The organism is Streptomyces sp. NPDC016677, from assembly GCF_055562815.1.
Genome location: NZ_JBVHEO010000012.1, coordinates 199,009 through 210,318 on the forward strand (window position 1 = coordinate 199,009; position 11,310 = coordinate 210,318).

Annotated in this window: 10 protein-coding genes and 3 pseudogenes; 8 read left to right on the plus strand and 5 right to left on the minus strand. The window is 68.9% G+C overall.

All coding sequences use genetic code 11. The features are described 5' to 3' along the window. Positions 1-8 precede the first annotated feature (8 nt). From ACZ3IG_RS27160 to ACZ3IG_RS27175, 4 genes and pseudogenes are all read left to right on the plus strand, one after another. Positions 9-896 carry a 2-hydroxy-3-oxopropionate reductase gene (locus tag ACZ3IG_RS27160; RefSeq protein ID WP_467435313.1) on the plus strand — a complete coding sequence of 296 codons (888 nt, stop codon included), beginning with the start codon at positions 9-11 and terminating at the stop codon, positions 894-896. A gap of 647 nt (positions 897-1,543) precedes the next feature. Next, positions 1,544-2,095, plus strand: a complete 552-nt coding sequence (locus ACZ3IG_RS27165) for an SDR family oxidoreductase (RefSeq protein ID WP_467435315.1) — start codon at positions 1,544-1,546, stop codon at positions 2,093-2,095. 192 nt (positions 2,096-2,287) lie between these two features. Further along, positions 2,288-2,893 (plus strand): dihydrofolate reductase family protein, encoded by a 606-nt coding sequence (locus ACZ3IG_RS27170; RefSeq protein ID WP_467435316.1) that lies wholly within the window; start codon positions 2,288-2,290, stop codon positions 2,891-2,893. Between the two features lie 254 nt (positions 2,894-3,147). Then, positions 3,148-3,417, plus strand: a pseudogene (locus ACZ3IG_RS27175) (IS5/IS1182 family transposase); the annotation flags it as partial. Between the two features lie 493 nt (positions 3,418-3,910). Here the strand turns inward: ACZ3IG_RS27175 and ACZ3IG_RS27180 are convergent. The 3 genes from ACZ3IG_RS27180 to ACZ3IG_RS27190 form a co-directional block, all read right to left on the minus strand. Further along, positions 3,911-4,687, minus strand: a complete 777-nt coding sequence (locus ACZ3IG_RS27180) for an SDR family NAD(P)-dependent oxidoreductase (RefSeq protein ID WP_467435317.1) — start codon at positions 4,685-4,687, stop codon at positions 3,911-3,913. A 164-nt stretch (positions 4,688-4,851) separates the two neighbouring features. After that, positions 4,852-5,610, minus strand: coding sequence for an SDR family NAD(P)-dependent oxidoreductase (locus ACZ3IG_RS27185; RefSeq protein WP_467435319.1), 759 nt, complete (start codon positions 5,608-5,610; stop codon positions 4,852-4,854). Positions 5,611-5,750: 140 nt separating this feature from the next. Beyond that, positions 5,751-6,017, minus strand: coding sequence for an Atu4866 domain-containing protein (locus ACZ3IG_RS27190; RefSeq protein WP_403540524.1), 267 nt, complete (start codon positions 6,015-6,017; stop codon positions 5,751-5,753). Between the two features lie 139 nt (positions 6,018-6,156). On the opposite strand from ACZ3IG_RS27190, the gene ACZ3IG_RS27195 reads away from it, so the two are divergent. Together ACZ3IG_RS27195 and ACZ3IG_RS27200 are read left to right on the plus strand one after the other, a co-directional pair. After that, positions 6,157-7,005, plus strand: a complete 849-nt coding sequence (locus ACZ3IG_RS27195; protein WP_467435320.1) for a helix-turn-helix transcriptional regulator — start codon at positions 6,157-6,159, stop codon at positions 7,003-7,005. 68 nt (positions 7,006-7,073) lie between these two features. After that, positions 7,074-7,722 (plus strand): annotated as a pseudogene (locus tag ACZ3IG_RS27200) (transposase); the annotation flags it as partial. Between the two features lie 76 nt (positions 7,723-7,798). On the opposite strand, the gene ACZ3IG_RS27205 reads toward ACZ3IG_RS27200, so the two are convergent. Beyond that, positions 7,799-8,650, minus strand: a complete 852-nt coding sequence (locus tag ACZ3IG_RS27205) for a MerR family transcriptional regulator (protein WP_467435322.1) — start codon at positions 8,648-8,650, stop codon at positions 7,799-7,801. A gap of 396 nt (positions 8,651-9,046) precedes the next feature. Here ACZ3IG_RS27205 and ACZ3IG_RS27210 point away from each other — a divergent pair. Continuing rightward, a pseudogene (locus tag ACZ3IG_RS27210) lies at positions 9,047-9,285 on the plus strand (NF041680 family putative transposase); the annotation flags it as partial. Positions 9,286-9,527: 242 nt separating this feature from the next. Here ACZ3IG_RS27210 and ACZ3IG_RS27215 read toward each other — a convergent pair. After that, complete coding sequence (locus tag ACZ3IG_RS27215; protein ID WP_467435323.1) at positions 9,528-10,166, minus strand: TetR/AcrR family transcriptional regulator; 639 nt, start codon at positions 10,164-10,166, stop codon at positions 9,528-9,530. 122 nt (positions 10,167-10,288) lie between these two features. On the opposite strand from ACZ3IG_RS27215, the gene ACZ3IG_RS27220 reads away from it, so the two are divergent. Further along, positions 10,289-11,077 carry an SDR family NAD(P)-dependent oxidoreductase gene (locus ACZ3IG_RS27220; RefSeq protein ID WP_467435324.1) on the plus strand — a complete coding sequence of 263 codons (789 nt, stop codon included), beginning with the start codon at positions 10,289-10,291 and terminating at the stop codon, positions 11,075-11,077. Positions 11,078-11,310 lie beyond the last annotated feature (233 nt).

The following is an 11,310-nucleotide window of genomic DNA, read 5'->3' on the forward strand; positions in this document are numbered from 1 at the left end:
ACCCTGCGTTGAACACGATCGCCTTCCTCGGCCTAGGCACCATGGGCAGCCCCATGGCCGTCAACCTCAGCGAGGCCGGACACACCGTTTACGGCTGGAACCGCAGCGAGGGCCGGACCGTCGCCCTGGTCGCGGCGGGCGGCCGGCGGGCCGCCTCGATCGCCGAGGCCGTCCGCGCCGCCGACACGGTGATCACCATGCTCCCGGACGCGCCACAGGTCGAGGAGGTCGCCTACGGTACCCACGGCATCCTCGCCCACGCCCGCCCGGGCACCCTGCTGATCGACATGTCCACCATCGCTCCGCGCAGCTCCGTCAGGCTGGCCCGCGAGGCCGCCGAGCGGGGCGTGCGGGTCCTGGACGCCCCCGTCGCGGGCGGCGAGGCCGGGGCGGTCGAGGGCACGTTGTCCATCATGGTCGGTGGCGAAGCCGCCGACGTCGAGGCGGCCGGGCCGGTCTTCGAGGCCCTGGGCAAGACCGTCACGCACTGCGGCCCCCACGGCTTCGGGCAGACGGTGAAGGCCGCCAACCAACTGGTACTCGCCGTCACCCTCCAGGCGTGCGCCGAGGCGGTGGTCTTCCTGGAGAAGGCGGGCGTGGACCTGGAGGCCGCCTTCGACGTCCTGGACGGCGGCCTCGCCGGCTCCCGTGTCCTCACCCGCAAACGGGACAACTTCCTCCACCGTGACTACCGGCCCAGCTTCGCGATGGGCCTGCACCACAAGGACATGGGCATCGTCACCGACACCGCCCGCGAACTCGGCGCGGCGATCCCCCTGGGCAGCGTCGCAGCCCAGCTGATGTCCTCCGCAGTGGCCCGTGGCGACGGTGCCCTCGACCACTCCGCCCTGCTGCGCGGCGTGGAACTGCTCAGCGGCCACGATCCGGCGCGGTAACGGCGCGCGTTCGCCGGCTCCGGAGCCGGCGAAGCAGTCAGTCCGGCACCTCCCGCCGCCCGGCGGCGTCCCCGCGGGGCACCGCGGGGACCGAACAGGCCGCAAGCCGGCATGCGTCGGCTCCCTGATGCTGATGGGCGTCGCCACCGTCCTGATCGGCCCTCCTGATGACGTTCGAGCACTCCCCGCGCGACAGGCGCGGCCTGTACACCGGCATCACCCAGGCCGGCTTGCCCGTGGGACCGCTGCTCGCCAACCTCGCGTTCCTCTTCGCCGCCCACGCGTCGGACGGCACCTGGGCGTGGCGGGTGCCGTTCCTGCTCAGCGCGGTCCTGATCGCGGTGGGTGTCTTCCCTGCGGCTGAAGGTCGCCGAGCCCGCGCAGTTCGAGGAGCTCAAGACATCCGGACACGTGGCGAAGAACCCCCTGGCCGACGTCCTGCGCGCGTTCTGCCTGCGCATAGCGGGCACCGCCCGCCTACGCCGTGTCGGTGACCTTCGTCCTGTCCTGTCTGGACGACGGCGACGCACCTGGCGTGACCGGAACGGTCAGCCGCGTCGCAATGGTCACCGCCGCGTCCGCGGGCACCGTCCTGTGGGGCGTGCTGTCCGACCGGTGGGGCAGGCGCCCGGTCCGCCTGCTGGGCTGTGCCGTCACTCTGGCCTGGGGCGTCCCCCTGTTCCTGCTGGTCGACACCGAGTCGGCGGCTCGGCATCGGCCGTGCCACCGCGCACGCCCTCGCCGGGGAGTGGGACCGCATCTGCGACGTCAACGTGCGCGGCACCTTCCTGATGATCCGCCGGTTCGCGCCCGGCGTGGCGAAGAGCGGCTTCGGCCGCGTCGTACACCTCTCCTCCGTCTCGGCCGAACGCGGCAGCGGGGTCTTCGGCGGTGTCGCCTACTCGGCCGCCGAAGCGGCACCTCTGGGCTTCTCCCACGCGCTGGCGAGGGAACTCGGACCACACGGCGTCACCGACACCTCCGTGGCCCCCGGCCTCATCGACACCGCCATCACCGCCGGGAAAATCGATGCGCAGCGCAAAGCCGCGATGGTCACCGACATCCCCGTGCGCCGCACCGGCAGGGTCACCGCCGCGGGTGGCCCACCGCGGCGGCCCCGACCGTGCCTTCCCCGCGGAGCGCCCGCCTCACCGGCACGGCGGCGCGAGCACGGACGGTCGGCCGCCGGCCGGTGGTGAGGGCCTTGCCTCCTGAATGCCCCTGGCGGTCAGCACGGCGACACGGCGGCGGGCCTCGTACGCCATCAGCGGTACCGGCGGCAGGGTGTGTCCGTAGGCCGGGACCGCGCTGTCGTTTCTCCACAGCGCGGCCGATGAGTTTGTGGCTCCCGGCCGGTCCAAGCTCGTGACACCTCAGGAAAGGACACCGCCATGTCGGAGCTTCTCGTCGACTTCATCACCTCCCTCGACGGCTACGCATCGGGAGAGGGGTGGCCCGGGTTCTGGGGCCTGGAGGGCCCGGAGTACCTCGCATGGCTCGGCGAGCAGCCCGAGGCCACCTACCTGATGGGAGCGAACACCTACCGCCTGATGTCGGGCTTCGCCGCGGGCGAGGTTCCTCAGGGCCAAGACGAGTTCAGGCCCGAAGAGGAGGCGTCCGTCGACGCGCTGTCGCAAGCGTCCAAGGTGGTGTTCTCCTCCTCGCTCGACGAGCCACTGACGTGGGCCAACTCCACGCTCGTCCGTGACGACGCCGTCGAGGCGGTCCGCGCCATGAAGTCGGCTGGCCCGGGGCTGCTCAGCACGATCGGCAGCCTCAGCCTGTGCCGGTCCCTACTGCGAGCGGGGCTCGTCGACCGCTTCCGGGTCGTGATGTTCCCGGTGATCACCGGGGCCACGGGCGAGGAACGCATCTACGACGGCTATCCGGACGTTGCCCTCGAGATGATCGGGCACCGCACCTTCGACGGCCGCATCCAACTGGTCGAGTACAAGCCCCGCGTGCTTGAGCACCCCCCGCTCGGCGTCCCTGCGTGACATCGCTCCGCCCGCCGGTCGGGACGGCCGCCAGGCCGGTGCCGACCAGGGCTGGGCCGTGTCCGACGGGTCCTGTGACTCGCCTTGCGCTGGATCGTTTCGTCGTCGCCGCGGTTCGGCAAGTGGAAGACGGTTCACGATCGTCATCGCAGATGGTCGGCGGACGGCACATGGGAGAAGGTCCTGCCTGCCGTCCAGGCCCTCTGCGGATTCCGGCCGTCGTAGTCGCCCGGTGAGGCACCGTTCCGACTGGCCGAAACCGCCGGTACCTGCGACGCCGACAGCTCAAGCACACGATCCCTGAACCCAGGGACCAGCGAGCCGACCGCCGACGACGGGGCAGCAAGGGCGACCGGCTCACCGGCTTCGGCACAACGGTCCACCGGCGCCGCAATGAGGCCGAACGCCCATCAACCGACTCGTCGAGACGTTCCGCGCGGTCGCCCCCCGGCTACGACAAGAGGGCCTACGTCTTCCACGGGACGGTCACGGTCGCGGGGATCCGACGGTGGCTCCGCCAGTGACCACCGCGTTCGCGGCTATACCTCTTCCGGGACCAGGACTCCCAGCTCGACTTCCTCGAAACGCGTGACCACCAGGCTTGGTCATCCTCGGACACCATCGGCCCGCCGTCCTGGAACGCACCGAGGAACGGCCGGCCCGACCCGGCGGAAGGCCGAGGACATCCCCCCCGCCCCGAGCCCCGCCCGAACATGCGCTTGCAGTCGGCTGGCAACCCCCGCTCGACCAGCGCAGACACCGCCTCGCCGCCCACACCCGGGCGCGCGAGACAACCCGCGTCATAGGGCAGCCACAGCGCGCTCGGCAACCGGCACCCCTACTCGATCCGTCCACCCGATCTTCTCGGACCGCGCGGACGACCTGTCGGACACGACTTCGGCGCCTGACCATGCCGCCACGTGACTCGGGCACCTCCCGGTCACGTCCTCCGGTGGAAGCGCCGGCGGCCAGGGCGAGCGGGCCGTGGTCGCCGGATATGTGCTGTCTGATGCCTGGCTAGACCGCGGTGAAACCGCCGTCAGCGGCGACCACGGCTCCCGTGACGAAACTGGAGCGGGGAGAGACGAGGAAGCACAGGACCTCGGCGATCTCCTCGGGCTGCGCCACACGTCCCAGTGGCTGCGCGGCGGCGAAGGACGCCAGGTAGGCGCGGCTGTCGGGGCGGATCGTGTCGAGGAAGTCCGTCTCGATGACGCCCGCGGCCACGAGGTTGGCGCGGATGCCCAGTGGGCCGCCCTCGACGGCGAGCACCTTGGTCAGTTGGGCCAGAGCGCCCTTCGACGCACTGTAGGCGACGCCTTCGGGCAGGGCGACGGTGGAGGCGTACGAGCCGGTGCTGACGATGGCGCCGCCACCGCGGCTCTCCATGGCCCGGAATGCCTCGCGGGCGCAGAAGAAGGAGCCGCGGGCGTTGACCGCCATGACGGTGTCCCAGTCCTCGGCCGTGGTTTCCGTGACGGGCTTGTTCTCGGTGCGCCCGGCGTTGTTCACGAGGATGTCGAGTCCGCCGAACGCCTCCAGGGCCGTTGTCACCGCGAGGTGGGCGGTCTCCTCCCGGGTGATGTCACCGTTTATGGCGACGATGCCGGGAAACTCATCCGCCAGGTTCGTCACGTCGAGGCGGAGGTCGAGGGCGACGACCCGGGCGCCGCGGGAGTGGAGGAGTGCCACGGTCTCCCGGCCCACCCCTCGGGCGGCTCCAGTGACAAGGGCGATCTTCCCAGCGAACTCGGTGGATTCGCATGGTGCGGCGGAGGCGGTTGCGGATGTCATGATGCGGTCCCTGAAGCAGGTGAGTGTGAGTGCGGGCACCGGTGCCGGGCACCTGAAGTGCTGTGCCGTGGTGCGGTGGGGTGCGGTGCGGTGCGCGGGCCTGGCGGTCCCCGCCGTTGAGGCATTCACGGCAGGCCCACGTGGACGTCGTACGGTTGGGTTGTTCAGTGCGCGGTGAGCCCGCCGTCGACCACCAGCTCCGAGCCAGTGACGAACGAGGAGTCGTCGCAGGCCAGGAAGAGGATCGCGGAAGCGATCTCGTCGGCGCGGCCGGCTCGGCGCATGGGGGTGCGTTGGATGTCCGGCTGCTGGTCGCCTTGCTCGTCCAGGAGTTCCTGGATCATCGGCGTGGCGATCACCCCGGGATGCACCGAATTGATCCGTACTCCCTGCCGGGCGTACTCGACCGCGGCGGTCTTGCTCAACAGGCGCACGGCCCCCTTGGACGCTTGGTAGGCCGCAGCCGCACCGCTTCCAACCAGACCGAGTACTGACGATGTATTGATCACTGACGCGTTGCCGCTCGCACGCAGGAGCGGCAACGCCGCCTTCATGCCGAGCCATGTGCCTTTTTGGTTCACGTCTATGACGCGGTCCCAAACCTCTTCCCGCGTGTCCTCGATGCCTGGCCAGTCCAAGATACCGGCGAGGTTCACGAGCACGTCCAGCGTTCCGAACCGGTCGCGTACGACGGTGATCACTTCGTCCCATTCCCGTGCGGAGGAGACATCGAGGCGAGCAGCGACGACCTCCGCGCCGCGTGCGCCGATCCGGTGGGACAGGTCCCGCAAAGGGCCTTCGGCGATATCGGTGATCACTAGCCGGGCGCCCTCGCGGGCGAAGAGTTCGGCGGTCGCAGTGCCGAGGCCGCCGGTCGCGCCCGTGATCAGCGCGACCTTGCCGTCAAGTCGTAGTTCTGTCATGGATCTGGTCCTTGGTTTTCGTTGCTGGTGACTGGCTGACTGGCTGACTGGCTGACTGGCTGACTGCTGTGCCGGGACTGCTTGGTCCGCCGACGGCGAAGTCGCCCCCGGTGCTCGGGGCAGCCGTGGCCCGGCCTTTGCTACGACGGCTTCTGCTCCCGGTAGAGCACGAGGTGCTCGTGATAGAGCACTCCGTCCCGGATGTCGCCCGTGGCGGTGAACCCGGTGTCGTCGACATAGTCCAAGTGGCTGCCGGTCACCGTGTACCGGCCGGTGTACGCGCTGCGCCGCTCGCCGCGGGCTTCGTCGTAGCGGCCGTCCGGCAGAAGCTCCTGACGGATGTGACCATCCGCGGTCACCCACATCCCGACCACGTCGACGTGGTCGCCCTCAACGGTCCCTGCCATGGCAGGCTCCTCTCCTCGAATGGTGTGGTTCTTCCCGCTCCACCGAGTCTCGGCAGGTCAGCGGCAGTCGACCAGGACGCGTGCTGCCTGGGTGCGGCACACCCTGGCAGCCCACCGGGCCACCGCCTAGCCTGAACGCATGGACGACAACCACCTGGGAGACTTCCTGCGCACACGCCGCGCCGGCCTGCGGCCGGAGGACGTCGGCATGGCGAGCTACGGGGCCCGCAGAGTCCCCGGACTGCGCCGCGAAGAGGTTGCCGTCCTGGCCGGAGTGAACGCCGACTACTACACCCGCCTGGAACAAGGCCGCGAGCGCAACCCCTCACCCCAGGTGGTCGACGCGCTCAGCCGCGCGCTGTGCCTCGACGCGGACGCACGCGCGCACTTGTACCGGCTGGCCGGGGCCACACCGAATGACCAGCTCTCAGTCCACGCCGCCGAGCGGGTCAGCCCTTCGCTGCGACAGCTGATGGACGGCTACCCGAACACTCCAGCGTTCGTCATGAGCCGGACCCTGGACCTTCTCGCCGTCAATGCCCTGGCGGAAGCCCTCTACGCCCCCTTCGAGCCGGCGGACAACCTGGCCCGCATGACCTTCCTCGACCCCGCGGGCCGCGACTTCTACACGGACTGGGACCGGGCAGCACAGGCCACCGTCGCCAACCTTCGCGAGGCGGCTGGATTCGCCCCGGACAACCCACGGCTGCGTGAGCTCGTCCGCACGCTCACCGAGCACAGCGCGGACTTCACCCGCCTCTGGAACGCCCACACCGTGCGCGGCAAGACCCAGGGCGCCAAACACTTCCTCCACCCGGACGTCGGCCCTCTCACCCTCACTTACCAGGCTTTCGACGTACGCGACGCCCCCGGCCAGCAGCTCGTCATCTACCACGCCGAACCAGGCAGCCCCAGTGCCCAGTCCCTCAACCTGCTCGGTTCCATCCACGCCACCCGACGCCGGCCCGAGCCCCGGCCTCACCACTGATCAGCCCACTCAACAGGGAGACACGTTGGCAGAAGTGCCCGGTCGACTTCGCCCCGCGTGTTTCATGGGTGTTCGTCGTTCAACATCCGGCCGTTCGGCGGTCCGCCTGCGGCGATCATGTTTCATGGGTTGTCACGAACGGGTGTCCTTCTGCAACACCCTTCAAAGGGCGTTGCAGAAGGCCGCGATCAGGGCATATCCGTTCCACGGCTGGGGTGTTGAGGGCCGAGCGGGTGCTGCCGCTGGCCGTGTACGACCGCACGAACCTCACCATGCGGCAACTCGCCCCGCTGCTCGCCTTCGAGCCGGTCCGTACTCCTCAGCCGGGCGGTCGAGCGGCTGTGGATCGTCGACGGCACGCTCGTTCCGGTCCGCGACCGGAAGGTCGGCGCGTCTTCACCCAACTACCGGTTCTCGGCGAACGTGCAGGTCATCGTGGACGCCGAGACGTGCCTGGCAGTGGCCGCGGCACGTCCAGTGCCCGGCAACACGGCGGACGCGAAAGCCTGACGGGACTCCGGCCTGGCCGCACACTGCGAGAGCGTGACGGTCTTCGGTGACGGCGCCTACATCACCACCGGCCTGATCGTCCCCCACCGCAAACGCCCCGGACGCCCCCTGCTGAAGGGCGAGGAAGCGGACAACGCCCAGCACCACAAGATCCGCGCCCGCGTCGAGCACGCCTTCTCCCGCATGAAGAACTACCAGATCCTCCGGCCAACGCCTGATGCGGCCGGTCTCGTGTACAGACGAAGGGGCGGCTGACTGGTCCGTCCGTGCTTGCCTTAGGCGATCAGCTGTCGTCGGGGGTGTCCTGGTCGTCCTGGGCGAGAAGTTCTGCTGTGAGTTCAATGCATCGAAGCCGGGCGGGAGAGAAGTCGTACGGCATTTTGGCGACCGCTTCGAAGGCGCTCATCTGGGCGTCCTCTTCGCCCGTCAGGTCGGCGTCGTAGATCTCGAAGAGCTCGTCCTCCGCCGCGTCCATCCCGTCCGCCTCGATGGCCTGCACCAGAGCCTTGTGGTGGGCACAGTGCTGCGCGGCGAGTTCGTCGACCCGTGGGTCATGGGGGTCGACGCTGTCGTCGAGGACGGCGTCGGCCGCATCGAGGCGGTCCGCCTCGGCCCGCAGGTCGGGGTGGGTGGCCAGCACGATGAACACGCTGGCCTGGACAGCGGCTCCCAAGGGCCCGAAGATCCGTTCCGTGACCAGTAGGGCGTCCAGGTCAGAAGGGCGCAGTGCGCCCGGAGGCAGGTGGCTGAACCGGTTCGTCACCAGTGGGGAGAGCAGACCCAGCGGGCTGCCCACGGCCCGCAGGCGCTGGACTGCCGCGCGCTGACGCTTGATGTCGGCCTCCTGGGCGGCCAGCGTCTCCTCCAGCCGGCCGAGGGACTCCTCGATGTCGCGGGCTCCGTCGAAGGCGGCCCGCATGTCGTCCAGACTGATTCCGGTCTCCGCCATCTTGCGGATCCACAGCAGACGGATCATGTCGTCGTAGCCGTAGCGGCGCCGACCGTCACTGCCTCGCTCGGGCTCCGGCAGCAGACCGATCTGGTGGTAGTGGCGGATGGCGCGCGGAGTGGTCCCGGCGAAGGCGGCGGCATCACCGATCTTGACCTGGCGGGGAGACGTGACGGAAGGGTACATCGTAGAGCGAGCCTTTCTTGCGGGCGGTGTCTCAACGACATCACATGCCGCTACGGCAGGTGCAACAACACGTGTCTCGTCACCACCGAGAGCCAGGCCCTGATCACCACCGGGCCACCTGCCGCCATCGCCGCACCGAGCACGCCGGAGCCTGCTTCTGACTCTATCCGCGAGCCGCTGAGCGATGTGGAACATCAACACAGAGTGGCCATCGGACGCCAGACAACTCCCCATCAAGTGGCCGTCACCGGGGAATTCCGACTGGCCATTGACATTCCGGTCGCGAACGGTGTCCCGAACTGAGTCGCTCACCTGGGGATTCACCGGACGTGGGGAGTCTTCGTCTGATCATGTGCTCCGACCAAGGTGCACGTGACCAAGACGAAGGCCGTGAGAGTGAGTCTGCTGCCTGATGCTGTCCGGAGGGAAGCGTTCACGGAAGCGTCACGCTGCCGGGGCGAGTTCTATGGCCGTCTGACCGCCCGGCGCGACGAGCTGTTCGAGCTGGCGGACGCGGGCACGGAGCCATGTAAGGCGGCCTGAACCACGGCCGGATCGACGTCGACCGGCTGCGGACGGTGCCGGCCAGGCTGCCGCTGCCGCGTGGCGGGCGCCTGGTTCTGACGGTCGATGTCCTCCAGCACGGCCACGAAGGAGTACGGCCGGCCCGGAATGAACTGCGAGGCCGTCTTCGCACGGCCGTAGATGTGGCAGAACAGACGTTCCGCCGAGCGCGGCGAGCGCGCCTCCAACGCGAAGGCGACAGTTCCAAGGGGAACCGGCACTTTGTGTGAGTGAAGGTGTACTCGACGGGTTCGAGGCCTGCCTGTGCGGAAGCTGTCGGGTGGTTACGCGGCGCGGTGGGATACCTGGCATCTCAGGCGCCGTGGGCCCTTGGCGCGCCGTATCGGGCAAGCATGGTCAGCACCGCTTGGTCGACCGCGTTGGTGACGGCGGAGTCATCAGGCTCCCAGCGTGCGAGCAGCATCCGCGGCCAGAACACGTAGTTGGAGATCATCCCGAGGAATTGGGTCGCCGCCATCTCCGCATCGTCGAGCCGGGCGGTACCAGCGGCGCTTTCCGCTTCCAGGTAGTGGCGGACCGATTCGAAGTAGGGCATCTTGCCGAACCTGAACTGAGTCTCGCCGAGTTCTGGGAAGCGCGGTACCTCGGCGATGACGATGCGGAAGAGGGCGGCCATGCCGGGCTGGGTGAGAAGCGCCACGTATCGGCGTCCGATGGTCTCAAGCCCCGCGCGGAGGTCCCCTGGCTCGGGAATCGGCGCTTCCTCGTCGTCGACCTTCCAGTATTCGGTGACGATCGCCTCGAACAGGGCCGCCTTGGTGGTGAACTGCTTGAACAGTGTCGCCCTCGATACTCCGGCCGCCTCGGCGATGCGGGCCAGCGAGGTGCCGTCATAGCCGGAGTCGAGGAACAGCTCCGTCGCTGCCTCGATGATGGACGTCCGCTTCTGCGTTGCCACGCGCCGGTGGTACTCCGAAGGCTGTGCTGTCATGCCCTCCAGTATGCCTCTCGCTACGAGGTGAGTCACTTGACTCACCTCTGGGTCCGCTCTTACCTTGAGAGGGGAGGCGAGTCACTCGGCTCACCACTCATCCAAGCCTGGAAGGAAGCATCGTGGGACGCTTTGAGGGTCAGACCGTTATCGTCACGGGCGGCAGCGGGGGGATGGGCCGTAGTCATGTGCGGGGCTACCACGCCGAGGGGGCGAACGTCGTCATCGCCGGCCGCGACGACGCCGCCGGCCGCGATCTCGCTGCTCAGCTCGGTCCTCGGGCTCTGTCCGTTCACCTGGATGTCGCCAGCGAGGACGACTGGGCAGCGGGGGTGCGAGAAGCCGAAGGCCGCTTCGGGCCGATCACCGTCCTGGTGAACAACGCGGGTGTCCAGAACCCGGCGGCCCCTATCGAGCACACCGAACTCCGCGCTTGGGAGCACACCTTCAGCGTCAACGTCACCGGCCAGTTCCTCGGCATCAGGGCCGTGGCTCCATCGATGCGCAGGGGCGGTGGCGGAACCATCGTCAACATCGCCTCGACCATGGCCCATGTCGGCACGGCCTTCTACGCCCCGTACACCGCCAGCAAGTGGGCCGTACGCGGGCTGACCAAGACGGCCGCGCTGGAGCTGGGGCGGGACAACATCCGGGTCAACTCCATCCACCCCGGCGTCGTCTCCACACCGCTGATCAATGAACCCACCGTCGCGGGCCAGCCGGCCATCGCCGACTTCTACTCGCCCGATCCCTTCGCCATACCCCGCCTCGCCGAACCCTCCGATGTCACCCGCCTGTTGCTCTTCATCACCTCCCAGGACGCGTCTTTCGCTACGGGTTCGGAATTCGTCCTGGATGGAGGACTGCTGCTCGGCCCTGCACTGCAGCCCGAGGCCGACATCTCAGCTTGAGCCGGTGTCGGGGTGCTTGTGCGGGTTGCCTGGGGTGGGTTTGGTTTGGGGGGTTGGGTCTGATCTGTGTTGGCTTTTCCGGTGGTGGGGTTTGGTTCGTGTGTCTGTGTGGTGGGTCGGGGTGTCGATCCGGGGGTGGGGTGGGATTCTGTCCGGTGGGTGAGGCGTTCCTGTGACGGTCCGTACGGCGGCCGGGAGGTCGCGTGGTTCACGTGGTGCGAGTGGTACGCGTG